This window comes from Brevundimonas sp. NPDC046655 (genome assembly GCF_044901625.1).
In the GTDB taxonomy this organism is placed as follows: domain Bacteria; phylum Pseudomonadota; class Alphaproteobacteria; order Caulobacterales; family Caulobacteraceae; genus Brevundimonas.
In genome coordinates this window covers 1,462,158-1,485,394 of the sequence record NZ_JBJDPV010000001.1, presented here as the reverse complement: position 1 = coordinate 1,485,394, position 23,237 = coordinate 1,462,158, and the positions used below count along the sequence as shown (strand labels likewise).

At 68.6% G+C, this 23,237-nt stretch carries 27 protein-coding genes; 12 read left to right on the top strand and 15 right to left on the bottom strand.

Annotated features, from left to right (window positions below; genetic code table 11):
- The first annotated feature begins 14 nt into the window (after positions 1 to 14).
- From ACI2KI_RS07310 to ACI2KI_RS07295, 4 genes are all read left to right on the top strand, one after another.
- On the top strand, positions 15 to 626 hold the full coding sequence (locus tag ACI2KI_RS07310) for a superoxide dismutase (protein ID WP_292084397.1): 612 nt from the start codon (positions 15 to 17) through the stop codon (positions 624 to 626).
- A 330-nt stretch (positions 627 to 956) separates the two neighbouring features.
- Entirely contained in the window at positions 957 to 1,574 is a 618-nt protein-coding gene (gene rpsD / locus ACI2KI_RS07305; protein ID WP_292084396.1) for a 30S ribosomal protein S4, read from the top strand.
- Between the two features lie 139 nt (positions 1,575 to 1,713).
- Positions 1,714 to 2,109: a hypothetical protein gene (locus ACI2KI_RS07300; RefSeq protein ID WP_404618761.1), complete on the top strand. Its 396-nt coding sequence runs from the start codon at positions 1,714 to 1,716 to the stop codon at positions 2,107 to 2,109.
- 102 nt (positions 2,110 to 2,211) lie between these two features.
- Positions 2,212 to 4,596 (top strand): EAL domain-containing protein, encoded by a 2,385-nt coding sequence (locus tag ACI2KI_RS07295; protein WP_404618759.1) that lies wholly within the window; start codon positions 2,212 to 2,214, stop codon positions 4,594 to 4,596.
- On the opposite strand, the gene ACI2KI_RS07290 is transcribed toward ACI2KI_RS07295, so the two are convergent.
- A complete protein-coding gene (locus tag ACI2KI_RS07290) occupies positions 4,566 to 5,681 on the bottom strand; it encodes an NADH:flavin oxidoreductase/NADH oxidase (protein ID WP_404618757.1) in 1,116 nt (371 codons plus the stop codon). The two genes, ACI2KI_RS07295 and ACI2KI_RS07290, sit on opposite strands and share 31 nt — an antisense overlap.
- Before the next feature lie 147 nt (positions 5,682 to 5,828).
- Between ACI2KI_RS07290 and ACI2KI_RS07285 the strand changes: the two genes are divergently transcribed.
- Positions 5,829 to 5,957, top strand: a complete 129-nt coding sequence (locus tag ACI2KI_RS07285; RefSeq protein WP_292032595.1) for a hypothetical protein — start codon at positions 5,829 to 5,831, stop codon at positions 5,955 to 5,957.
- The gene (locus tag ACI2KI_RS07280) at positions 5,957 to 6,349 is read left to right on the top strand and encodes a hypothetical protein (RefSeq protein WP_404618755.1); all 393 of its coding nucleotides are present in this window, start codon (positions 5,957 to 5,959) and stop codon (positions 6,347 to 6,349) included. The genes ACI2KI_RS07285 and ACI2KI_RS07280 overlap by 1 nt, the downstream gene beginning before the upstream one ends.
- Positions 6,350 to 6,525: 176 nt before the next feature.
- Here ACI2KI_RS07280 and ACI2KI_RS07275 read toward each other — a convergent pair whose 3' ends face one another.
- From ACI2KI_RS07275 to ACI2KI_RS07255, 5 genes are all read right to left on the bottom strand, one after another.
- A complete protein-coding gene (locus tag ACI2KI_RS07275; RefSeq protein ID WP_404618753.1) occupies positions 6,526 to 6,951 on the bottom strand; it encodes an acyl-CoA thioesterase in 426 nt (141 codons plus the stop codon).
- A gap of 6 nt (positions 6,952 to 6,957) precedes the next feature.
- A complete protein-coding gene (grxD, locus tag ACI2KI_RS07270) occupies positions 6,958 to 7,308 on the bottom strand; it encodes a Grx4 family monothiol glutaredoxin (RefSeq protein ID WP_292084508.1) in 351 nt (116 codons plus the stop codon).
- An 88-nt stretch (positions 7,309 to 7,396) separates the two neighbouring features.
- Positions 7,397 to 8,647, bottom strand: coding sequence for a hypothetical protein (locus tag ACI2KI_RS07265; RefSeq protein WP_404618751.1), 1,251 nt, complete (start codon positions 8,645 to 8,647; stop codon positions 7,397 to 7,399).
- A gap of 131 nt (positions 8,648 to 8,778) precedes the next feature.
- The gene (locus ACI2KI_RS07260) at positions 8,779 to 9,120 is read right to left on the bottom strand and encodes a hypothetical protein (RefSeq protein WP_404618749.1); all 342 of its coding nucleotides are present in this window, start codon (positions 9,118 to 9,120) and stop codon (positions 8,779 to 8,781) included.
- A gap of 111 nt (positions 9,121 to 9,231) precedes the next feature.
- The gene (locus ACI2KI_RS07255) at positions 9,232 to 10,146 is read right to left on the bottom strand and encodes a LysR family transcriptional regulator (protein WP_404618747.1); all 915 of its coding nucleotides are present in this window, start codon (positions 10,144 to 10,146) and stop codon (positions 9,232 to 9,234) included.
- 56 nt (positions 10,147 to 10,202) lie between these two features.
- Here ACI2KI_RS07255 and ACI2KI_RS07250 point away from each other — a divergent pair, with 56 nt between their 5' ends.
- Positions 10,203 to 11,372 carry an MFS transporter gene (locus ACI2KI_RS07250; RefSeq protein ID WP_404618745.1) on the top strand — a complete coding sequence of 390 codons (1,170 nt, stop codon included), beginning with the start codon at positions 10,203 to 10,205 and terminating at the stop codon, positions 11,370 to 11,372.
- Here ACI2KI_RS07250 and ACI2KI_RS07245 read toward each other — a convergent pair.
- Together ACI2KI_RS07245 and ACI2KI_RS07240 are read right to left on the bottom strand one after the other, a co-directional pair.
- Positions 11,363 to 11,812, bottom strand: a complete 450-nt coding sequence (locus ACI2KI_RS07245) for a hypothetical protein (protein WP_404618743.1) — start codon at positions 11,810 to 11,812, stop codon at positions 11,363 to 11,365. The genes ACI2KI_RS07250 and ACI2KI_RS07245 overlap by 10 nt on opposite strands.
- A 57-nt stretch (positions 11,813 to 11,869) precedes the next feature.
- Positions 11,870 to 13,321, bottom strand: a complete 1,452-nt coding sequence (locus ACI2KI_RS07240) for a PLP-dependent aminotransferase family protein (protein ID WP_404618741.1) — start codon at positions 13,319 to 13,321, stop codon at positions 11,870 to 11,872.
- Positions 13,322 to 13,588: 267 nt separating this feature from the next.
- Between ACI2KI_RS07240 and ACI2KI_RS07235 the strand changes: the two genes are divergently transcribed.
- From ACI2KI_RS07235 to ACI2KI_RS07225, 3 genes are all read left to right on the top strand, one after another.
- Positions 13,589 to 14,191 (top strand): YitT family protein, encoded by a 603-nt coding sequence (locus ACI2KI_RS07235; RefSeq protein WP_404618739.1) that lies wholly within the window; start codon positions 13,589 to 13,591, stop codon positions 14,189 to 14,191.
- 77 nt (positions 14,192 to 14,268) lie between these two features.
- Positions 14,269 to 15,033 (top strand): SDR family oxidoreductase, encoded by a 765-nt coding sequence (locus tag ACI2KI_RS07230; RefSeq protein ID WP_404618737.1) that lies wholly within the window; start codon positions 14,269 to 14,271, stop codon positions 15,031 to 15,033.
- Positions 15,034 to 15,096: 63 nt separating this feature from the next.
- Positions 15,097 to 15,543, top strand: coding sequence for a hypothetical protein (locus tag ACI2KI_RS07225; RefSeq protein WP_404618735.1), 447 nt, complete (start codon positions 15,097 to 15,099; stop codon positions 15,541 to 15,543).
- Positions 15,544 to 15,551: 8 nt separating this feature from the next.
- Here the strand turns inward: ACI2KI_RS07225 and ACI2KI_RS07220 are convergent, their stop codons facing one another.
- On the bottom strand, positions 15,552 to 17,198 hold the full coding sequence (locus tag ACI2KI_RS07220; protein ID WP_404618733.1) for a peptide chain release factor 3: 1,647 nt from the start codon (positions 17,196 to 17,198) through the stop codon (positions 15,552 to 15,554).
- Positions 17,199 to 17,342: 144 nt separating this feature from the next.
- Here ACI2KI_RS07220 and ACI2KI_RS07215 point away from each other — a divergent pair, with 144 nt between their 5' ends.
- The gene (locus ACI2KI_RS07215; RefSeq protein ID WP_292084376.1) at positions 17,343 to 17,480 is read left to right on the top strand and encodes a hypothetical protein; all 138 of its coding nucleotides are present in this window, start codon (positions 17,343 to 17,345) and stop codon (positions 17,478 to 17,480) included.
- A 13-nt stretch (positions 17,481 to 17,493) separates the two neighbouring features.
- Here the strand turns inward: ACI2KI_RS07215 and ACI2KI_RS07210 are convergent, their stop codons facing one another.
- The 3 genes from ACI2KI_RS07210 to ACI2KI_RS07200 form a co-directional block, all read right to left on the bottom strand.
- The gene (locus ACI2KI_RS07210; RefSeq protein WP_404618731.1) at positions 17,494 to 19,068 is read right to left on the bottom strand and encodes a tetratricopeptide repeat protein; all 1,575 of its coding nucleotides are present in this window, start codon (positions 19,066 to 19,068) and stop codon (positions 17,494 to 17,496) included.
- Between the two features lie 69 nt (positions 19,069 to 19,137).
- Complete coding sequence (locus ACI2KI_RS07205; RefSeq protein WP_404618729.1) at positions 19,138 to 19,518, bottom strand: hypothetical protein; 381 nt, start codon at positions 19,516 to 19,518, stop codon at positions 19,138 to 19,140.
- A 440-nt stretch (positions 19,519 to 19,958) separates the two neighbouring features.
- Positions 19,959 to 20,291, bottom strand: coding sequence for a DUF1491 family protein (locus ACI2KI_RS07200; RefSeq protein ID WP_404618727.1), 333 nt, complete (start codon positions 20,289 to 20,291; stop codon positions 19,959 to 19,961).
- A 92-nt stretch (positions 20,292 to 20,383) separates the two neighbouring features.
- Here ACI2KI_RS07200 and ACI2KI_RS07195 point away from each other — a divergent pair, with 92 nt between their 5' ends.
- Positions 20,384 to 21,214, top strand: a complete 831-nt coding sequence (locus tag ACI2KI_RS07195) for a hypothetical protein (RefSeq protein WP_404618725.1) — start codon at positions 20,384 to 20,386, stop codon at positions 21,212 to 21,214.
- Between the two features lie 141 nt (positions 21,215 to 21,355).
- Here ACI2KI_RS07195 and ACI2KI_RS07190 read toward each other — a convergent pair whose 3' ends face one another.
- Genes ACI2KI_RS07190 through ACI2KI_RS07180 form a run of 3 tightly spaced genes read right to left on the bottom strand, consistent with a single transcriptional unit; the run spans position 21,356 to position 23,188 of the window.
- Positions 21,356 to 22,321, bottom strand: coding sequence for a hypothetical protein (locus tag ACI2KI_RS07190; RefSeq protein ID WP_404618723.1), 966 nt, complete (start codon positions 22,319 to 22,321; stop codon positions 21,356 to 21,358).
- 18 nt (positions 22,322 to 22,339) lie between these two features.
- Positions 22,340 to 22,912, bottom strand: a complete 573-nt coding sequence (locus ACI2KI_RS07185) for a hypothetical protein (RefSeq protein WP_404618721.1) — start codon at positions 22,910 to 22,912, stop codon at positions 22,340 to 22,342.
- Between the two features lie 9 nt (positions 22,913 to 22,921).
- Positions 22,922 to 23,188, bottom strand: coding sequence for a hypothetical protein (locus ACI2KI_RS07180; protein ID WP_404618719.1), 267 nt, complete (start codon positions 23,186 to 23,188; stop codon positions 22,922 to 22,924).
- Positions 23,189 to 23,237: the final 49 nt, after the last annotated feature.

Sequence of the window (23,237 nt, the reverse complement as noted above, 5' to 3'; positions counted from 1 at the left end):
GAGAGGAACCTCCCATGGCCTTCGTCCTGCCCCCGCTGCCCTACGCCCATGACGCGCTGGAGCCCGTCATCGACAAGGAGACGATGGGCTTTCACTACGACAAGCACCATCAGACCTACGTCGACAACCTGAACAAGGCCGTGGCCGCCGCCGGCGTCGAAGGCCAGTCGTTCGACGAGCTGTTCGCCAAGATGTCGACCCTGCCGGTCGCCGTGCGCAACAACGCCGGCGGCGTGTGGAACCACACCTTCTTCTGGGAAGGCCTGGCCCCCGTCGGCACGGGCGGCGCGCCCTCGGCTGAACTGGCCGCCGCCATCGACGCCGATCTGGGCGGCATGGACGCCTTCAAGGAGGCCTTCAACGCGGCGGGTCTGGGCCGCTTCGGTTCGGGCTGGGCCTGGCTGATCGTGCAGGACGGCAAGCTGAAGATCATCTCGACGCCGAACCAGGACAACTCCCTGATGGACTTCGCCGAGGAGAAGGGCGCGCCCCTGCTGGTCGCCGACGTCTGGGAGCACGCCTACTACCTGAAGTATCAGAACCGTCGCGCCGAGTTCCTGGCCGCCTTCTGGTCCATCGTGAACTGGAACAAGGTCAACGAGCTGTACGCCGCCGCCAAGGGCTGAGTTCGCGCCCGCTCCTCCCTCCCCCAGCGGGGGAGGGAGGTTGAGGCCGAAAGGCCGAAACCGGGTGGGGAGGGCGCGGCGGTACGGAACGCCGCGCCTGATTTGCCTTGCCGCCCCCACCCGGTCGCTGCGCGACCACCCTCCCCGAACGGGGAGGGAGAAGCGGGCGGCCTTGCTTGCATGATCGCGCGTTATCAGCCATAAGCCCGCCCTTCTCGCATCGGGTTTCGGCCCGAGGCGCGAACTGACTACGGACGATGCGTGGACCGCCGTTGAGATCGCCGCTCCAATCGGGGAGGGGCCGGGCCGCATCAGCATGAAGAGTGATCTATGTCGAAGCGCCATAGCGCCAAGTACAAAATCGACCGCGCCATGGGTGAAAACCTGTGGGGCCGCGCCAAGTCGCCGGTCAACAAGCGTTCGTACGGCCCGGGCCAGCACGGCCAGCGTCGTAAGTCGAAGGTTTCGGACTTCGGCCTGCAGCTGAAGGCCAAGCAGAAGCTCAAGGGCTACTACGGCAACATCACCGAGAAGCAATTCTCGGCCATCTACGCCGAAGCCGGCCGCCGCAAGGGCAACACCTCGGAAAACCTGATCGGTCTGCTGGAATCGCGCCTGGACGCCATCGTCTACCGCGCCAAGTTCGTCCCGACCGTCTGGGCCGCTCGCCAGTTCGTCAGCCACGGCCACGTGACCGTCGACGGCAAGAAGGTCGACATCGGTTCGTACCGCGTCAAGCCGGGCCAGGTCATCGAGGTCAAGGAGAAGTCGCGCAACATGGCTCTGGTGCTCGAAGCCCAGCAGTCGTCGGAACGCGATATCCCTGACTACCTGGAACTGGGCGACCGCGGCTTCTCGGTCCGCTACGTCCGCGTTCCGGAACTGTCGGACGTGCCGTACCCGGTCAAGATGGAACCGAACCTGGTCGTCGAATACTACTCGTCCTGATTTCAGGCGATCGACGATAGAGTTGATGGAAGCCCCGGTGCGAACCGGGGCTTCTTTCTTATTCAGCATTCGCTGTTCCCTTGGGGAAGGAAGCAGCGCATTCTGACCGGGTGGACAGGCTCCGCCCCGGAAGGTCGAGATGAGACGAATCATCGCTCTTTGCGCTGTCGCCGCCGTCGCCGCCCTGGCGGGGGCTTGCGCCGTGACCGGCGATCAGCCCGTGCGCACCGCCGGGATGCCGGGCCAGCTGGAGCCGATCCACGCCGCCGCCTTCACGCGCGACACGGCGGTCTTCTGGGTCAGCTCGAACGGCTGCACCAGCAAGGCGGACGTCAAACCCTTCATCACCCGCCTGCGCGACAGCGCCGTCATCACCCTGCGTCGTCTGGACGAGGACCGCTGCGAAAATCCCAAATCCGACGGGGTGCAGTTGCAATGGAGCTTCGAAGAGCTGGGCCTGCCTCCGGGCGCCGAGGTTTCGGTCAACAACCCCTATCTGATGCGTCAGAACGACAAGCCGCACGACGCCTCCTGATCGGGTTCGTCGCAAGGCTTCGTTAGCCATTTCGGACGACGTCGGATTAAGAGTTGAGCCGTTAGGGACAGGATCGTTTCAGTATCCTTCCCCCCGGATTCCATGCGTCTCGTCGATTGTCTGACCACCGCCCATAATCTGGCGCTGGTCGCCCTGGCCGCTCTTGTCTGCGTGCTGGGCAGTTGGATCACCATCAGCCTGCTGAAGCGGGTCCGCAGCACGCGGGCGGGCGCGCGCGCCGCCTGGATCTTCCTGGGCGCGGTGGCGGGGGGCGCGACCGTCTGGTGCACCCACTTCGTCGCCATGATCGCCTATGAGCCGGGGATCGCCGTCGCCTATGAGCCGGGCCTGACGGGCCTGTCGCTGCTGGTCGCCATCCTCGGATCGGGGACGGCCCAGTTCATCGCGGCGCAACGCTTTCCGGGGTCGGGTCTGGTCGGCGGCGTCCTGTTCGGCCTGAGCGTCGCCGCCATGCACTTCATCGGCATGGCCGCCTTCGCCGTCGACGCCGTGATCCAGTGGTCGGTTCCCTATGTGGCGTTCGCCGTGGGCGGCTCGGTCGTGTTCGCCGCCCTGGCCTTCAAGGCCGACAAGCTGTGGCCGACCGTCGAGGGACGCTGGCTGGCCATCCTCTTCATGGTTCTGGGCATCGTGGTGCTGCACTTCACCGCCATGTCGGCCATGACCATCCTGCCTTTCGCGCCGCTGGACGGGGCGCTGACGGGCAATGACGCCAAGCATATCCTGGCCATCGGCGTGGCGGGCGTGGGCCTGCTGGTGCTGGGCGCCGGTGCGGCCAGTTACGCCCTGGACAGCCAGTCGCGCGGCCAGGCCGAGGTGCGCCTGCAACATCTGATCGAGGGCAGCGTGGACGGCATGGCGGTCGAGCGCGACGGAGTCATCGTCGGCGTCAACAGCGCCCTGCTGACCCTGCTCGGCGCCGAACGCGAGGCCGCGATCGGCCAGAGCCTGTCGCGTTGGGCCGAGGACGCGGCGCGTCTGGCCGACGGCGACATGGTGCAGTCGTCGCTGAAGACCGTCTCGGGCGAGGTCCTGCCGGTCGAACTGGCGGCCAAGCGCGATCACGTCAGCGAAGGCGAGGTCATGCTGTATTCCGTGCGCGACCTGCGCGCCCGTCAGGCCCAGGAGCGCCGCATCGCCCATCTGGCGCGCAATGACAGCCTGACGGGCCTGCCCAACCGCGCCTCTTTCCTGGAGCGCCTGAGCCGCCAGACCGCCACCATCAAGCCCGGCGAGACCCTGGCCCTGTTCGCCCTGGACCTGAACCGGTTCAAGGAGGTCAACGACCTGTACGGCCACGCCGTCGGCGACCTGCTGCTGTGCCGCATCGCCGACCGTCTGCGCGAGGCCCTGCACGAGGGCGAGTTCGTGGCTCGCCAGGGCGGCGACGAGTTCGTGGCCATGGCCCAGGTGTCTTCCCGCGCCGAGGCCCAGGCCGTGGCCGAGCGCCTGCGCGCCGCCATCCTCCAGCCCGTCACCATCGACCACGCGGACCTGTCGTGCGGCGCCAGCATCGGCGTGTCGCTGTGGCCCGAGGACGCCGACGACATCTCGACCCTGATCAACAACGCCGACCTGGCCATGTACCGCGCCAAGGGCTCGCTGACGGTCGACATCTGCTTCTATGAGGCGGACATGGATCAGGCCGTGCGCGCCCGCCGCCGCGTGACCCAGGCCCTGCGCGAGGCCCTGGATAACGAGCGGTTCGAGCTGCACTATCAGGTCCAGGCCTCGGTCGAGACCGGCAAGGCGATCGGCTACGAGGTCCTGCTGCGCTGGAAGGACGAGACCGGCCGCAACATCCCGCCGTCAGACTTCATTCCGGTGGCCGAGGAGACCGGCCTGATCCTGCCGATCGGCGAGTGGGTGCTGCGTCAGGCCTGCCGGCAGGCCGCCGCCTGGCACGAGCCGCACCGCATCGCGGTCAATCTGTCGCCGGTGCAACTGGGTCACGTCGATCTGCCGCGGCTGGTGCACCAGGTCCTGCTGGAGACCGGGCTGGCGCCCTCGCGGCTGGAGCTGGAGATCACCGAGACGGCCATGATCAGCGACATGGAACGCACCACCCATGTGCTGCGTCAGCTGAAGGCCCTGGGCGTCACCATCGCCATGGACGACTTCGGCACCGGCTATTCGTCGCTGTCGACGCTGCGGGCCTTCCCGTTTGACAAGATCAAGCTGGATCGGTCCTTCATGACCGAGCTGGACGGCGCCGCGCCCCAGTCGCGCGCCATCATCCGGGCCGTCCTGACCATCGGTGAAAGCCTGTCGATTCCGGTGCTGGCCGAGGGCGTCGAAACGCCCGAACAGCTGGCCTTCCTGCGCGATCAGGGCTGCAACGAGGTCCAAGGCTATCTGCTGGGTCGGCCCCAGCCCGAGGCCGACGCCTTGGCCAACGGCGCCGCCGCAGTGGCGACGACGCCGTCAGACGAGACTCAGCCCAAGGCCGCCCGCGCCGTCGCATAACCCGGCCAGTGACCGGCGCCGGCCCGTTCGTACTGGACGGGCAGGCCCTCAGGCTGGCCCAGGGCCACGGCGGCGTGGTGGCCCCAGTTGGGATCGTCCAGCACCGCCCGGGCCAGGGCGATCAGATCGGCCTTGCCCTCGGCCAGCAGGTCTTCGGCCTGTTGCGGGGTGACGATCATGCCGACGGCCATGACATTGGCCTCGGGCGCAGCTGCCTTGACCGCCTCGGCGAACGCGACCTGATAGTTGGGCTGATCGCCCGGAATGCGGGCCGTGGCGACATTGCCCCCGCTGGTCAGGTGCAGATAGTCGTAGCCCATGGCGTGCAGCGCGGCGCCGAAGGCTTGCGCCTCCTCGACCGTAATGCCGCCCTCGGTCCAGTCCGAGCCGTTGAAGCGCACGCCCAGCGCCTTGGTCCGGGGCCAAACGTCGCGCAGGGCCTGGGCCACGCGCAGCGGGAAGCGCATTCGGTTCTCCAGCGACCCGCCGTAGTCGTCCGTCCGTTCGTTCGACAGGGGCGAAAGGAACTGGGTCAGCAGATAGCCGTGGGCGGCGTGCAGTTCGACCAGATCGAACCCGGCGCGGTCGGCGCGATGGGCCGAGTCCACGAAGGCCTCAACCACCCGGTCCATGCCCGCCTGATCGAGCGCGGTCGGGGTGTGCCAGTCGGGCTTGAAGGCCTGGGCTGAGGCTGAAAACGTCTCCCACGCCTTGTCCGCGGGGGCGGGGCCGCCCCGGTCGATCCACGGCGGATTGGTCGAGGCCTTGCGCCCTGCGTGGGCCAGCTGGACGCCGATGGGGGTGTCCGAATAGGTGCGGATGTCGCGGATGATCTTCGCGAAGGCGGCTTCCTGCTCGTCGTTCCACAGACCGGTGTCGGCCCACGAAATGCGGCCCGCCGCCTCGACCCCTGTCGCTTCAATCACCACCAGACCGGCGCCCGACAGGGCCAGACGGGCGATATGCTGGGCGTGCCAGGGCTGGGGAACGCCGTTCACGGCTGAATACTGGCACATGGGGGCGACGACGATGCGGTTCTTCAGCGTCAGGGGCCCGACGGCGCGCGGGGTGAACAGCAGGCTCATGCTTGGATCTTTCGATGGTCCGGGGAGGAGGGCGGTCCAGTAGCTATGACTGTGGCTGTTCCGTTCAACCCCCGCCTTTCCGATTATTCACGTGATCTGGAACGGCGACGCTGGCAGTTTCCCGACCAGCAAAGAAGGGGAACACCTATGCGCCGTATCATCATCGCTCTCGCTGTCGCCGCCGTCGCCGCACCCATGCTGTCGGGCTGCATCATCATCGCCAGCGACAAGCCGACCACCCGCGTCATCCACTCGACCCCGGCCGAGGCCAACTGATGCGCCAGGCCACCATCAGGGCAGCCGTCGCGGCCGTCGCCCTGCTGCCGCTGCTGGGCGGCTGCGTCATCTATTCGAACGACGGCGGGGAGCGGAAGGTCAACATCAACAACCAGGCCGTGGTCCAGACTGAAGCTCTGGAAGCCGTCCGCAAGGTCGATTTCGACGGCCAGCGCCTGACCGTCGTGGTCGGCTCCAACGGCTGCACCGAGGCTTCCAGCTTCGAGGTCAAGATCAAGGATACGGATCCGGCGGAACTCAGCCTGATCCGTCGCGCCCCTGACCTGTGCAAGGCCATCGTCCGCGAAGGCGTCGCCGTTAGCTGGACCTACGCCGAACTCGGCCTGAACACCGGCCAGCACGTGCGCGTCCTGAACCCGGTCAGCCTTTAAGCAAAGCCCTTCTCCCCTTGTGGGAGAAGGTGCCCCGCAGGGGCGGATGAGGGGTGTCGGCACGACGATAGTCGGCTTCACTCAGGCGGTGACGTCGTCATAGGACGCGAGGCTCTCAAACCCCTCATCCGTCAGGCTTCGCCTGCCACCTTCTCCCTCAAGGGGAGAAGGGGAGCTCAGGCCGAAAACGGCCCCAGCATCTCCGCGGGGATTCGGGCGGGGCGCAGGGTGGCGGCGTCGACCAGGCACCATTCCGACACGCCCTGCGCGCACAGACGGCCTTCGCCGTCCTCGATACGGACATAGCGGTTGAAGCGCGGGCCTTGCGGCTCGCCGACCCAGGTGCGGGCGACGACGCCGGTCGCGCCCGGCGCGATGGCGCGCAGGTAGTCGATCTCGTGCCTCAGGGCGACCCAGGACCACTTCGCCCGCGTGTCCTCGTCGAAGCGCGCGTTCCAGTGGGCCGTGCCGACGTCCTGCAGCCAGCCGACATAGACGACGTTGTTGACGTGGTTGTTCTCGTCGATGTGCTCCGGCCGCACGTCCAGGGGGACGACGAAGACCTCGCGGTCCTCGCGCGGTTGCAACTGCGGCCGGGCCATCCGGTCTTAAGCCTCGCCGAGGGCGACGCCCTTCTCGGCCATCAGGGCCTGAAGTTCGCCGGCCTGGAACATTTCGCGCACGATGTCCGAACCGCCGACGAACTCGCCCTTGACGTAGAGCTGCGGGATGGTCGGCCAGTCGGTGAAGCTCTTGATGCCGTCGCGCAGGGCTTCGTCCTGAAGCACGTCGACGCCGACGAAGGCCGCGCCCACGTGGTCGAGAATCTGCACCGCCAGCGAGGAGAAGCCGCAGCGCGGCGCATCCGGCGTGCCCTTCATGAACAGGACCACGTCATGCTCCGCCACGGTCTGGGCGATGAAGGCGTGGACGGGGTCGGCGGCGGCGTCAGCGGTCATTTGATCGGTCACGGTAAGGGGCCTTTCAGGGAAGCCCGTCAGCTAGGCGCCCATTGGGGCCGGGTCAAGGCCGCTGCGGCGTAAGAGCTCAGGCGGTTTCCGGCGCCCGGGCCAGCCGTTCGGCGCGCTGGGCCAGGGCCGGGGCGCCGTATTCGCGCGCCGTGGCGGCGGCCTCGGTCAGCATCAACCCCAGGCCGCGCGGAGTCTGGCCGGTCCAGCGCGCGCGGGCCAGGGCGATCCGCGCCATGCCGATCTGGTCCGAGGCCCAGTCCAGCGGGGTCGAGACCACCGAGGGGCGGGTGAGGCGGCGGCGCAGGCCCGTCTCGATCTCCAGCAGGGCCGTCAGGTCGCCGATCGATCCGGCGCGCGAGGCCTCCTGGGCTACGCGGCGTTCGTGGGCCAGGGCCCCAAGGACCAGTCCGCCGCCTTCGGTCAGGGCCTCGGCCTGGACCAGGACGAGCAGGGGCAGGGTCTCGCGCTCGGCCCGCAACACCTGGATGGCGGCCCAGTCCAGCGGGCTGTGGTCGGGGGTGAACTGGTCGGCGGCGGCGTCGAACAGGGCGTGGGCCTGATCGCGGGCCAGGACGTCGTCGGCGACGGCCGCCAGGGCCGCCATCCCGGTCGCGCACAGGGCCAGGGCGCGGGCGCGGCTGAGGGGACGCTGCTCCGGCGTGGCCGCTTCGACCAGGGCGCGCAGGTCGGCGCCCGCTTGATCCAGCATCCGCGGGTCGCGGGCGGCCAGACCCGCCTCCAGCATCAGGGCGGCGCGGTCCAGCCTCAGATCGTCCTCGACCGGACGTTGCTGGCCCTTGAGGCCGTGCAGGGCGCTGTCCAGCATGACGGCGGCGTCCTGCAGCGTCGCCGCCTCGCCCGAGAGCGAGGCTTGCCGCGCCCGCAGCCGCGCGTGCAGGGCGGCCACGGCGGCGGCGGTGTCGCCGCGCCGGGCGGCGGGCAGGGCCGCCAGCAGGGCCAGGATGGCGTCAAGCCGTGCGGGCTCGCCGCACAGGTCGAAGGCCAGCATCCCGCTTTGGGCCAGTTCCAGCGTGGCGCGAATGGTCTCGTCGTCGTTGCGGGCATGACGGACGGCGTCACGAGCGGCCGCCTCGGCCTTGTCGAGGCTCAGGGCGGCGCCGCTGCGGCGGGCGTGTTCACGCCACAGGGCCGAGGCGCGCAGGGCGGCGTCATGGGGGCGCGCGCAGGAGACGCGTCCGGCCTCGATCGACTGCTGTCGGGCTTCGACCTCGACGAGGCCGACGCCGATCAGTTCCAGCCAGCCGAGATCGTCGCTGTCGCGCGCCTTCTCGAACAGCCGTCGCAGATCTCTGCCGAATTCGAACATTCCAGACCTTCGTCGTCCCGCTTCGGGATCGCGGGGGCGATCCTGCAGACGCACAAGCAAACGCAGCGCCGCCGGATGGGTTCGGCTTGAGCATAATCGCCGAACTCGCGCGGGGTCTGGCGCGGGCCGGATTAGCCCAGGCGCGGGGTCTTCTGACGGCAGCGTTGCAGCACGGTGCGGGCCTCGGCTTCACCGGCGGACAGGCGCTTCACCGAATCGAGGCGGGCGCGGGTCTGGTCGTTTTCGGCCACCGTCGGGTCGCGTCCCGCCGCCGTGGCCGCCTGCATGGCCGCCAGCGACCAATAGAGGGCGGCGTCATAGAGGGTGCGGCCATAGCGGCTCTCGCCGCCTTCGAGTTCAGACGCCGCCTGGGTCAGCCCAGCGCACCGCACCGCCTCGTCATAGGAGACGAGCCGGGTCGTCTGGGGCGGACCCAGAACCGCAAGCGCGGCGGTGACGACAGCGATGACCATCAAAAACTCCACGGCGCCCCGACGAGGATGAAAACCCGGCGCCGCACGTCCCTAGAGAACCACGGTCGTGTGCCGGATGAAAGACGCGTTCAGCCAAACTTCAGGTTGCGGTCAGTTCGGGATCGGCGCGGGCGGCATGGCCCTGCCCTGATCGACCAGCCAGCGGACGAAGGCGCGGCGCGCCCGCGACGGCTCGCCCGCGCCGGGAATGGCGGCGACCGCCCCGCCGTCGGCGTGAAAGCCGAAGGGGGCCAGCAGCCGCCCGTCCGCGACCGCCTCGGCCGCCAAGGCCCAGGGCAGGACCGCCGCGCCCCAGCCGGCCAGGGCTGCGTCCAGCGCGAAATGCAGGTGGGCGACGGGGCGCTCGGACGCCTCGACGGATTGCCGGCCGCTGAACGCCGACCAGTCCTTCCACCCGCTCAGGTGGGTGCGGGCCACAAGGCGCGGGGCGTTCAGCACCGCCGCACGCGGGTCATTGCCCGTCACAGCCCCGACCAGAGAAGGCGCGATGACCGGACCGACGGCGTTGGGGATGATCCGCTGGGCTTGCAACGTCTCGATCCGGTAGGGGTCGAGCAGGCGCAGCACCACGTCGGCGCCGCGCCGGCTGACGGCGTGGGGGGCGAGTTCGACCAGATGCACCCGGATCTCGGGGTACAGCCGCCCGAAATCGGCCAGGCGCGGGATCAGCCACTTGACCGACAGGCTGGCGTTGACAGCGACGTGCAGGTCCTGACCCTCGCTGCGGGCCCGCGCCACGGCGGCGGCGAGGCCGTCGAAGGCGGCGGTCAGGCCCGGCAGCAGGTCCCGCCCCGCCCGCGTCAGCGTCAGGGCGTGACGCGGCCCCTCGAACAGCCGAACCCCCATCTGCGCCTCCAGCGCCTTGACCTGACGGCTGACGGCGCTGTGGGTCACGTTCAGCTCGGCGCCCGCCAGGGTGGCGCTGCCGGTCCGCGCCATGGCCTCGAAGGCGCGCAAGGCGTTCAGCGAGGGCAAGGCGGCGCTGGGTGTGAGATTTTCGAACATGCCCTTCCCGATAGGTCGCTTTCGTCCCGGCGGCAATGCGGCGACGACAGCGCCCTATGTCGTCTCCTGCTCATCGCCTGATCGTTCCCGTCCTCGGCTTCGGCCTGATCGTCGCCTTCGCCTCCAGCTACTACCTGCTGGGGGTGCTGGCCGAGCCGCTGGCGGCGGGGACCGGGACCACGCCGTCGCTGGTGTTCGCAGCTCTGTCAGGGGCCTTCCTGATCTCGGCGGCGCTCAGCCCCTTCGGCGGGCGCTGGGTCGACCGGCGCGGCGGGCGCGAGGTGCTGACGGTCGCCTCGGTGGTTTTCGCGCTTGGCCTGGCGGGGCTGGGCCTGTCGCAGGGGCCGGTCAGCATGGTGGCGTCCATCCTGACGCTGGGGATCGGCATGGGGGTGGGCTTCTATGGTCCGGCCTTTGCGGTGCTGGTCGCCATCCACGGCGAGGAGGCCAAGAAGCCGATCACGGCGGTGTCTCTGATCGGCGCCTTTGGCGGAGCCCTGGGCTGGCCCATGACGCTGACCATGATCGAGGCGGTCGGCTGGCGCGGGGCCTGTTTCGGCTGGGCGGGGCTGCATCTGCTGGTCTGTCTGCCCCTCTATCTGACGATCCTGCCCGACGGTCGCGCCGGGCCGCGTCCCTCGGCGGACAGCGCGCCGGTGCGCTGGGACGGGCGGATGATCCGGCTGGCGGTCCTGTTCGCCGGGGCTTGGTGGATCGCCACGGCCATGAGCGCCCATCTGCCGCGCCTGCTGGGGCGGCTGGGGCTGGAACCCGCCGAAGCGGCGGTGGCGGCCAGCCTGATGGCCGGGGCGGCGGTGGTCGTGCGGCTGCTGGCCTTCCTCACATCCGGCAAGGGCTCGCCCGTCATGGTGCTGCGCTTCGCCACCCTGCTGCACCCGCTGGGGGCGGCGGTCGCCTTCTTCGGCGGCAAGTCGCTGGCCGGGGCCGTGTCTCTGGGGCAGGGGGCGGGCAACGGCCTGCTGTCGGTGGCCTCGGGCGTCCTGCCGCTGCACCTGTTCGGCAAGGAGAACTACGCCACGCGTCAGGCCCTGATCCTGACGCCGGCGAGGTTCTTTCAGGCGGCGGCGCCGCTCAGCTACGGCATGGTGCTGGACCACTCGGCGGGGTTGGCCTTGGCGGCCTGCAGCGCCGTCTGCGTCCTGATGTTCGCCATGACCTTCGGGCTGGAGCGGAGGAATGGAGCTCTAGTATCGCCTCATGGATGATGGGCCTCACTCGGAACGTTGGTTTCTGCGGAGGCCAGCTTGGTGACGTGATCCATCGTGGTCTTCCACATCATGCAGAGGCCGACGGCAGCAACCATGACCGAGCCGAGTCCGACGAATGGTCTCGAATTGAAAGGCGGAGCGAAAAGTGCGCACCACGATGAAAAGCCCAATCCGGCAAGAAAAAGGAATAGCCAGAAGGTATTTCGCGCGATGAACCTGTTTCGTTCGTCTGTGGATATGGCCGTAGTCACCGTGACGATGCGCTGAGATTTTCGGCCCAGCAATATCAAGGGAAAGGCAAGGGCCAGGCTTAAGGTCATCAGCAGGCTGGCGTACTGACGCGGAAGTACGAGCGCCAGCGACCAGCCGACCACGAAACAGGCGGCAAACGCAGTCGCAAAGCGTATCGACCGTTTCGTATGGGTTCTGATTTGCATGGCGGATGTCCGTGGCCTCTGTTGCAACCTATGGCAACGCGCGGGTTTTCGACGAACCTAGATCACCGGCTCGGCGTCGGCCCGCATGAGCGCTTTGCGCGGCGCGCGGCGGTCCAGGGTGTTCCACGCTGCGGTCAGGCCCTCCACCGCGCGGTCCAGATCGGCCTCGTTGCGGCTGAAGGGCAGGCGCAGGAAACGCTCATAGGCGCCGTTGACGCCGAAGCGCACGCCGGGCGCGATGCGCACGCCGTGGTCCGACGCGGCCAGGGCCAGGCGGGTGCTGTCGGCCCGGGGCAGCTCGACCCAGAGCGACAGGCCGCCCTCGGGGCGGCGCGTCTTCCAGTCCGGCAGGGCCTCGGCCAGTCGAGCGCGCAGGTGGGCCTCGTGCCGCGCGATGGTTCGGCGCCGCGCGTCCAGCGGCGCGGGATCGCCGCTCAGCAGGACGGCGGCGGCCAGCTGCTCCATGACCGGCACGCCGAGGTCCAGCGAGGGGCGACGGCGGATCACCCTGTCGATGACCTCGGCGTGGGCGCGCAGCCAGCCGACGCGCAAGCCGCCCCAATAGGGCTTGCTGGTCGAGCCCAGCCGGACCACGTGGGGGCCGTGATCGACGGGCGGGGGCGGCGGTCGGTCGAACCACAGCTCGCGCAGGGTGTCGTCCAGCACCAGCAGGGCGCCGACGCGGGCGGCGGCGGCGGCCAGGGCCGCCTCGTCGTCCGCCGACAGGACATGGCCGGTCGGGTTCTGGTGCGCCCCGATCAGATAGACCAGCCGCGGTCGCACGCGGGCGATGGCCGCCAGCATCCCGTCCATATCCCAGCCCTGCGGCGTCATGGCCACCGGCGTCAGGTCCAGCCCCGCCTGCACCAAAGCGTCCAGGGCGTGGGGATAGCCGGGGTGCTCGACCACGACCCGGTCGCCGGGCCGGGTCACGGCTCGCAGCAGGATGGCCAGAGCGCCTAGAGCCCCCGCCGTGACCACGATCTGATCCGGCGACGTCGCCAGACCCTCGGCGCCATAGCGGTCGGCGACGACGCGGCGCAGGGCCTCGATCCCCACCGGCTCATAGCCCCGGCCCGGCAGGTGGGCGGGCAGGGCCTCCAGGGCGCGGGCATAGGCGGTGTGGACCTGTTCGTCGGCGGGCATGGAGGCGGTGGCCATGTCGATGACGCCGGGCGTGTCGTCGCCCTGCATCGGCCCGTCCAGCCGCACCGGGCGCGAGGCGGCGCTGGCGGGCAGGGCGGTGACGCTGCCCGATCCGGTCCGGCTGACGACAAAACCCTCGGCCCGCAGCCGGTCCAGTGCGGCGCTGACGGTGATGCGGCTGACGCCCAGGGTCTCGGCCAGACGCCGCTCGCCGGGCAGGCGAGCGCTCAGCGACAGCCGCCCGTCCAGGATCATCAGCTTCAGCGCCTCGGACAGGCGGCGATAGGCGGGCTCGCCGTCGGGCCCGCGCCAGCCGCTCAACTGACGCGACAGGGAGACGGGGTTGACGAGGAGGTCGCGCATAAGGGGGCGTCCTAGGGGAAGGGGAGACTCGTCCCCCCGCGAGCCGTCATCCTCGGGCTTGACCCGAGGATCGAGCATTCAGCGCGCGCGAGGCCGGAGGTCTGGCGACGGACGTGGGTCAACCGGCTCATGTGGCGGAGCCGATGGCCCGATCCTCGGGTCAAGCCCGAGGATGACGGCGGGGGAGGAAAGGCGTGGTTCAAGGCCATCCTTGCGAAAGCGGCCCTATAAAACAAGGCCAATGATGCGCTCTATGGCTGCATGTTCATGCGTCGCTTCATCCAGCTTCAGATCGGCCTGCTGCTCTACGGGGCGTCCCTTGCCCTGATGGTTCGCGCCGACCTCGGCCTCAATCCGTGGAGCGTCCTGCATCAGGGGCTGTCCGAGCGGACGGGGATCAGCCTCGGCATGATCGTCAACCTGGTCGGGCTGCTGGTCCTGCTGGTCTGGATCCCGCTGCGCCAGAAGCCGGGCGTGGGGACCATGTGCAACGTCTTGCTGATCGGCACGGCGGCGGACGTGGCGCTGTGGGCCCTGCCGCCCATCGAGGGGCTGGCGTTGAGGATCGCCTTCCTGACCGCCGCCATCGTGCTGAACGGGGCGGCGACGGCGGCCTATATCGGCGCGGGCCTCGGCCCCGGCCCGCGCGACGGCCTGACTACGGGTCTGGTGCGGATCAGCGGCTGGCGGATCGGCTGGGCGCGCACGGCGATCGAGGTCGCGGTCCTGGCCATGGGCTGGATGCTGGGCGGCGTGGCCGGGGTCGGCACCGTCCTCTACGCCCTGGCCAACGGCCCCCTGGTCCAGTGGTTCATGACCCGCTTCGAGATCGCTCCGAAGCCGGAGGCGGCGACCGCGCCCTCGACCTGAACGCGACGTCCGAAGACCGCCAGACCCCGGCGTCGGAGCATGAAAGGAAGGCGACCTCTTTCACGCACGAGGTCGTCATGCCTGCACTCACCGACAAGGTCGCCATCATCACCGGGGCCAGTTCCGGCATCGGGGCCGCCGCCGCCCGCCTGTTCGCCCGCGAAGGGGCGGCGGTGGTCGTCACCGCCCGACGCGAGGGCCAGCTTCTGGCCCTGGTCGCGGCTATCGAGGCTGAGGGCGGCCGCGCGGTCGCCGTGCCCGGCGACATCCGCGACGAGAGCTTGGCCGAGCGGCTGGTGCGCACGGCGGTCGAGCGGTTCGGTGGGCTGGACATCGCCCTGAACAACGCCGGGGCCATCGGCGCCAACGAGCCGACGCCGGAGATTCCACTCGAGCGTTGGCAGGATACGCTGGACGTCAACCTGACCGCCGCCTTCCTGGGCGCCAAACATCAGATTCCGGCGATGCTGGCGCGCGGCGGCGGCTCGCTGATCTTCACCTCGACCTTTGTCGGCCACGCCATCGGCATGCCGGGCATGGCGGCCTATGCGGCGGCCAAGGCGGGTCTGATCGGCCTGTCGCGGGTCATCGCCGCCGAGTTCGGGGCGAAGGGTCTGCGCAGCAACTGCCTGCTGCCCGGCGGCACGGACACCGAAGCGGGGCGCGAGTTCGCCCACACGCCCGAGATCATCGCCTTCGTCGAAGGAATGCACGCCCTGAAGCGGATGGCGTCGCCGGAAGAGATCGCCCGCGCCGCCCTGTTCCTGGCGTCCGACGCTTCCAGCTTCATGACGGGAACCGCCATGCTGGTCGACGGCGGGGTGTCGATCAGCAAGACCTGAGCTGCGCTTGACCGCCGCGCCCGTTCAACAGACCCTTGGCGCCTCATTCAGCAGGAGGCGGACATGAAGCGCGTATGGGCGATCAGAACGGGGCTCGCGGCGGCGGTGCTGGCGTTGGCGGCCTGTGGTCAGGGAAGCGAACCCGCGCCCGTCGAGGCGACGCCCGCCCAGCCCCAGCCGGAACAGGCAGATGCGCGCGTGGCCGGGACCGAGTTCCACGCCACCAGCCAAATCGCCTGCGCGCTCGCCGCGTCTCAGCCCATGGGTCAGTGCGACGCCGGGGTAATCCGCAACACCGACGGCTCGGCGGTGGTCAAGGTCAGCCTGCCCGACGGCCGCACGCGCAGCCTCTTCTTCGACCGCTCCGGGGCCAAGGGCTCGGACGTCAGCGCGGCGGACGGCGTCGAGGCCCAGGGCTTCAAGACCGAGAAGGTCGGCGATCTCTACAAGATCGCCCTAGGCTCGAAGGAACGCTACGAACTGCCCGAGGCTCTGATCGTCGGGGGCTGATCCGAAGGTCAGCCGCGTTCCCGGGTCTTGGTCAGGGCGATCTTGGGGAAGCGTTCGGCGACATAGCCGGTTTCCCACGACGACTTGGCCAGGAAGACCGGGTTCTGGTCGATGTCGACCGCCATCTGGGGGCGATACTTGCCGGCGAAGTCTTCGAGATCGGCCCTGGTTCCGTCCGACGCGGGGGCGATCCAGCGGGCCTCGGCGTAGGGGCTGGGCTCGAAGACGACGTCGAGGTTGTATTCCTCGCCCAGACGGTCGGCCATGACCTCGAACTGCAGCTGGCCCACGGCGCCGACGATGAAGTCCGAGCCCAGTTCGGGGCGGAACAGCTGGGTCACGCCTTCCTCGGCCAGACCTTCCAGCGCCTTCTTCAGGTGCTTGGCCTTCAGCGGGTCCTTGACGCGGACGCGCTGCAGGATTTCGGGGGCGAAGTTGGGCAGGCCGGCGAAGCGGACCAGACCGCTTTCCGACAGGCTGTCGCCGACGCGCAGGACGCCGTGGTTGGGAATGCCGATCACGTCGCCGGCGAAGGCGTCCTCGGCCAGTTCACGGTCCGAGGCGAAGAACATGATGGGGGCGTTGACGCTGAGTTGCTTGCCGGTGTTCTGCACCTTCAGCTTCATGCCGCGCTTGAAGCTGCCCGAGGCCATGCGGAACATGGCGATGCGGTCACGGTGATTGGGGTCCATATTGGCCTGGACCTTGAAGACGAAGCCGGTGACCTCGTCGCGGCCCGGCTCGACCACGATGTCTTCCGGCGTCGGGGCGTTGCGGGTCTCGGGCGGGGCCTCCTTGCGGGCCGACATGACCTTGGGCGCGGGGGCCCATTCGCCGATGGCCTTCAGCAGTTCCTCGATGCCGAAGTGGCGCAGGGCCGAGCCCCACAGCACCGGGGTCATGTGGCCTTCCAGGAAGGCCTGACGGTCGAACGGCTTGTAGCCCGCCTCGACCAGCTCCAGGGCATCGGTCAGGTCGGCCTGTTCCGAACCTTCGAAATACTGCGCAGCCTCGTTCAGCGGCAGGGCGTCAGGGTGGGGGACATCCTCCGTCGATCCGGCAGGCTTCTTCGTATAGGGCTGGAAGCGACCCTCGCCACCGACCTGGACCATGCCGCGCAGGCGGTTGCCGCTTTCGGCCGGCCACCAGATGGGCGAGGGGTCCAGTTGCAGGCGGTTGGCGATCTCGTCCAGCAGGGCCATGGGGTCCTGGGCTTCGCGGTCCAGCTTGTTGATGAAGGTGATGATCGGGATGTCGCGCAGGCGGCAGACCTCGAACAGCTTCAGCGTCTGCGGCTCGATGCCCTTGGCGGCGTCCAGCACCATGATGGCGCAGTCGGCGGCCGTCAGGGTGCGATAGGTGTCTTCCGAGAAGTCTTCGTGGCCCGGCGTGTCCAGCAAGTTGAACATCTTGCCGTCGTGCTCGAACGTCATGACCGAGGCGGTGACCGAGATGCCCCGTTCCTTCTCGATCTTCATCCAGTCCGAACGCGCGCGCCGGTTGTCGCCCCGCGCCTTGACCGCGCCGGCCGCGCGCACGGCGCCGCCCGCCAGCAGGATGTGCTCGGTCAGGGTCGTCTTGCCGGCGTCCGGGTGGGCGATGATGGCGAAGGTGCGACGGCGCGCAGCTTCTTCGGGCAGGGTCAGTTTCGACATGGCGCGGACCTAGCGCGCGCGGGACCGAAAGTCGATTGTCACGATGCCGTGAAAGACCCTTCGCGAAGCGGGGCTTTTAGAGGCATGCTCGTTTCTGTGAGACGCCGGTCCATGAGATCGACGCCGCAAGGGAAAGGAAACGACATGGCTCTGGTGCATCCGGGCAAGGTCCCGCCCGCGCGCAGCGAAAGGGAACTCCACCCCGTTATCGGCTTGATTTGCGGCTTCGGCCTGATCGCCCTGGCGGCGACGGCGGTCCATATCCTGTTCGGCTTGATCTAGGCCCGCCGCTGGGTCAGTCGCTGGCGGGGCTGTCCGAAGGCGTGTCCTCGCCCTCGGCCTCGCCCTTCTTCAGGATCTCGGCCTCCTCCGCGTCCGCCTCGGCCTCGGTCATGCCCTTGGCGCGCAGCAGCAGGGCGCGGGCGCCCGCCGAGGGCCTGTGCGGGTCGTTGACCAAGGGCTCCAGCAGAGGCACGGCCTCGGCGTTGCGGTCGCGGATCATCAGCACCTGGGCCAGGTTGATCCGGGCCTCTCCGAGTTGCGGGGCCAGGGCGAAGGCCTGTTCCAGCACGGCGACGTCGTTGTCGTTAGGATAGCCTTCCCCGCCGTTCCGGTTCTCGGCGATCAGCAGCAGGGTGGCGTAGTTGGCGTCGTCGGCGCGATAGGCCCGGTGCAGGAACGCGCGGGCCTCGCCGTTCAGTCGGTCTGTCTCTTCCAGGCTGTCTGCGTCTTCGGCGGCCTTCAAGCGGGCGCGCGCCAGGTATTGCAGGGCTTCGACGTGGTTGGGGTCCAGCGCCAGCAGACGTTGCAGCGGGGCCTCGGCTGCGGTGGGGTCGCCGAAGTGCAGTTCGGCGTGGCCGAGCGCCAGAAGCGCCAGCGGATCGTCGGGATGGCGAGCGGCGGCGCGGCGCACCTCCTCGGCGGTGGCGGCGCGCTTGTCTTCCGGCACGCCGACCTTCAGCCTCTGGTTCAGCAACAGCAGGTCGTCGGCCGACCGCGGCAGGCGGGTCACGGTCAATGGCGCCGGGGGGTAGGCCACGGTGACAGCCTGATAGGGGATCCGTCCATTCATGTAGCGGCGCAGGGTGCGTTGCAGGTCGGTCGGGTTCAGCCCGGTGGCCCTTTCCATGGCCTCGACCGGATCGCCGCCCGCCCCGACGTCGCGCAGATAGGCGTCCAGCGCCTTCTGCCGGTCGGCGTCGCCGATGAACCAATGGGTCAGGAGCCAAGCCAGGGGGTAATAGGTGTCGCGGTTGCGCGCGCGCTCGAGAGGACGTTTGGACAAGAGTTCGGCCATCGGCATCCACGACGCCGCCTGAAGCCAGTAGGCGCGGTTCTCATTGTACTTGCCGACCAGAATCCGCGACTTCTCGACCTCGACCGTGGCGTAGTATTCGGCGAAGCCCTCCACGAACCATCCCGGATAGGGATAGGAGAAGTTCTGCATCATGAAGTGATGCGCATATTCGTGCTTCAGCGTGTTGACGGTCTGGTCACGCAGGGCGATGCCGAAAATGTCTTCGTCGGTGGCCATGTAGAAGCCGGCGACATTCTCGGGCAGGTCGGGACGCACCTGGGTCAGGCCGCGTCGCGAAGCGACCAGATAGATGGGCAGCTTGCGCGGGGGAGCCTCGTTCGCGTCCAGCCCCATGCGCAGCCTCAGGAAGCGGTCATAGGCCTCGAGTTCCTGCACGAAGTCGCGCAGCTTGCTCTCGCCGCCGTCGCTATAGACGATGAAGCGTTCGCTCTCGGCCTTCAGCCAGTCGGCGTGGGCGGGAGCGACGCCGGCTGCGGTCGCAGCCAGGGCCGACAGGACGGAAACCGCGGCGCCGCGTTTCAGGCGCAGCAGCATGGCGTTGAAGAGTTTCACGTCGATGGTCCCTGATAGCTATGTCTCAGGGATAGCGAACCACGTTGTTCGACGGAAGGGGCTGCGGCGTCAGGCCGCCATTCGGCCCCAAACCGCCTTGTCGGCGGCGACGGCGCTGAGGCCGCCGTGGGCGGCGCGGGCCTGAAGCTGACGCATGATCATTTCAGGCAGGGCGCAGAAGCGCGGCTCGACCAGTTCGGGGGCGCAGCCGACGGCGGGGGCGGCGAACAGGGCGGCGTTCACGCCCTCGGTCTTGTGCGCGATCAGCCAGGCCAGACGCCGCGCGCGGGCCGGATCGTTCCGGTGCAGCATCGGGTCCTCGGCGAACAGGTCGCAGCCCATCTCCAGCACATAGTCGAAGTCCAGCTTCTCGAAGCGCCGCACGTCGTGGCTCGGGGCCGGACAGGCCTCGTCCAGATCGAACACGACGTCGTTCAAGAGAAACAGCATGGGCCGTCCACCAAGTCGCAGGCCCTTCTGGCCCGATGTGACAGGCTTACGACCATCTCGCTTGCGGTCCCGTTCACGAACGCGGTGAACAGGACGGTTACCATTTTTAGGCCAGGCAGACCTTTTTCCGTCGTCATCCTCGGATCAAGTGGGCCGTCAAAATAGAATGTCTAGGGCTCTTTTCCTTTCGTTGAGAAGTATACCGCGTTCAAGATCAGTGATGCTGCCCAGAGCCAATATATACAAAATAAAACAAAGCTTGTGTATTTCCAGGTCCCGAAGAATGAAACTGGATAAATCATGATCCCAGTTTTGTGGGTAATGCTCTCATAGTTGTATATGTATATAGATATCAAAATTGAAGTTATCATTGATAACTGAAGAAAAATCTTTAATTTCAATGTCGTGCCCCCTTGATATCGAGTCTCTCCTCTCGGCCGTTACGCCTCCTGCACCTTCTCGGTCAGGAAGTGCCGGCCCTGGCGGTCCTCGATCTCAACGACCCAGAGGTCGGGGTCGTAGCGGCGCTGGCGTTCGATATAGGCGTCCAACTCGCTCTCCATCTCGCTGACGACGGGCTGGATCCACAGGGGCTCGCCGTCCTGACCGGTGGCCTCGGTATAGAGGCGGGCCGTGCGTTCGGCGGTGTTGTAGGCCTTGACGATGACGGCCCCGCCGCGCGCGTCGCCCTTTTTCACCACGGTGGCGTAGGCGCCCTCCAGTTCGGCGCGGCGGATCAGGGCGCCGGCCCAGACGTCGGTGGATAGAAGCAATTCGCTAACCCTGATTGGACACGGGACCGGAACCTTGCGGCCCTAGGGTCATTAGTATGAGGATAGGCCTTTCTCCCCGTTCCGTCAGCAGAATGCTGGCCGCCACGATCGTCGCGACGACGCTGGCGACGCCCGTCGGCGCGGCCGTGACCGATGCCTTCTATGATCGCGCCTTCATGCTGGCCGCGCATCAGAAGTGCGACCTGTTCGAGCCTCAACTGATCGCTGCCCTGGACGCAGCGGCCCTGCAGGCGCGCAATGCGGCCCTGCGCGCGGGGACGCCTGCGGCGGACCTGTCGGCGGCGGCGGCGCGGGCCCGGTCCAAGGCGTCGATCACGGCCTGCGACGACGGCGATCTCAGTCGGGTGCGGGCGCGGGTCGAGGCGGGCTTCGCCGGCTGGTCGCGCGCGGCCCGGATGAGCTTCCCCGGCGATCGCGCCGCCTGGCGCGGGGACCGCTACGAAAGCAAGACCCTTGGCTGGCGACTGGTGCAGGACAGCGCCACCGGCGGCTCGCCGGTGCGCTTCGGTCTGGCCGGGACCCACCCGAAGGCGACGACGCCGGTGGCGGTGGTCTCCTTCGTCGGACGGCCCAGGCCCTATGCCGCCCGGCTGGTCATGCGCGATCGCGAACAGGCGCCGCGCGTCTGGCTGACCGGGGGCGGCCTGCCGCCGGAATCGGTGCGTCGGGCCTTCTTCGCCGCCTCGGCCCGTTCCGCCGCGCCGGGCCTGCTGCCCGAGGGCGCGCGTCAGGGCGAGGTCTGGACCTTCTCGACCGACGCCGCCGACGCCCTGGCCCAACTGGACCCGCGCGAGACCTTCGTCATCCAGTTTCTGTTCCGCGACGACAGCGTGGCCGAGGCTCGCTTCGAGGCGGGGGACTTCGCCGCCGGACGCGCCTTTCTGGCCATGGGCGCCATCTAGTCGCCAGCTGAGCCGTTTGGAACCGGGCGCGGCGGGGCTGATTCTACAGGCGGGCTGGCGTTTCCAAGGTCCCGTCAGCCCATATCCGCCAGCCAGCGGGTAGGCCCCCGTCGCGCGAGCGGCGGGGGTTTGCGGGGCGCTTTAATCCGCCTGGCTCGCGGCGTTGTCGCGCTCCACGATGCGGACCATGGCTGAGGCGATCGTTGCTTCATTCGCGCCCTGAGAGGCCTTGCTCTGGTCGCTGGCGTAGAGGGCCTGAAGATAGGCCTGATCCCAGGCGGTGAGGGTTTCAGGCGGCGCCTTTGCCACGTCGAACAAGTGCAGGATCGAGGCGGTCGGCGGCGAGGTGTCCGCACTGATCTGGGCTAGGGCGACCATGGCTACATAGTCGGCGACCTGCATGAAATCGGCCTGATCCAGAGCCGAGTTCTCGAGAATGATCAGGGCCTGGCGAAGGTCGTCCTGGGTTTCGTCGCGCAAACGGGAAGGCTGGACGATTACGCCGTAGGGGCCGAGGTCCGCAGGCGTACGGATCTCTCCGCTTACGCCGAACGGATCCTCGCCGCGTACGCGAACGGCGGGTTTGCCGGTGGCGGTCTTGATCGGCATGCTGGTGTGCCACCAGCGGATCGGGCGGCCGGATGTCTGGAAGGCGCGCAAGGCGGCCGCGCCCGCGGTCGTGCCCGAGGTGCCGGTTCGGAAGACGCGGCGATGGGTGACCGCCATGGATCGTGCGGCCTCGTCGCCGTTCTCCGCGGTCACGATGAGGATGTTCGGTCTGCAGCCCGGGGCGCCGATGCGCAGACCCAGGCTGTGCCCCCAGTCGGAAACCCGGTCGATCATGGCGCGGGCCGGCTCGTCCCGCATTCCCACGGTTCCGACGCAGATCGGCATACGCCAGACGGCCAGCTTTCGGCCGGGCGCCGGCGCACCGACCGTCGACGCGAACTGTTGCGCGATCTGGTCGTTCCGCAGGCCCTGGACCAGGACGTCTTCCACCTGCGAAGCAGCGGCGTCCTGCTGCGGGGTCTCAACCGACTGGGCCTGGCCCGGCGACGAGGCGGCCAGGGCGATCAGGACGAGAGGCAACAGCCTTTGGAACATCATGGCCGGTCGGGCTCCATGTTACTGGCGGGCAGGCGGCATGCGGGTGATCAGGGTCAGGGCGATCTGCTCCTGGGCCTTGGCGTTCATATAGATCAGGGTCTGTTCCGCCGCCTTGCGGTCGGCGCGGATTGAATGGGTCAGGCCCAGGCTCTCGGCGAAGGCGCGCGGCGCGCGGCGGTCCGCGCAGGCCGGGCCGTCGATGCCGAACACCTTGGCGGCATTGGCCAGGGTGCAGTTGCGGGCCTCGAGCGGGGCCGCGTCCCAGGCTGCGTCCAGCCGCGCGCGGTCCAGGCCCTTCTCCGACAGAACAGAGGCCGAAGCCCCCGTCTGGATGACATGGGCGGCGACGGCGGAGCGCACCCACATGGCCGGCAGGTCGGCGCGGCCCGCGCACGTCGGCGCGGCGGCCATGACCTTCAGGTCATGATGGTTGAGGGCGTTCATGCCCGAGTTCATGCCGCGCCCGTAGGCGGTCAGGACCTGCGATCGGTCCCCGGCGGGCAGGCGCGACCAGATGCATTCGCTCAGGGTCTGAGGCTCGCTGACCACGGGGTTCGTCGCGACCATGGCGGCGAAAAGCAGGGCGATCATGGACAGGCCTCAGGTGTTGGTCGGAAAAAGCGGCAGCAGCAGAAGCGCCAGGATGGTCAGGACCATCAGGCCGCCCAGCAGGCGCCACAGGCCCAGGCCCGAATGCCGGGTCGGATAGGTTTCAAGCGCCCTCTTTTCCTCAAAGAAGGCCTCGGCTGCTCCAGCTTCGAGCGCCGCCAGCCGACGCTGACGGCGGCTTACGGGGATTCCGGCGAACCACTGGGGGCGGATCAGCAGCGCCAATCCCAGCGCGAGATACAGAAGCTCGATGACCATGGGTATGTCATAGGGCGCGCCGCCGGGCGCGGCAAGGCTGCGTCTCCGC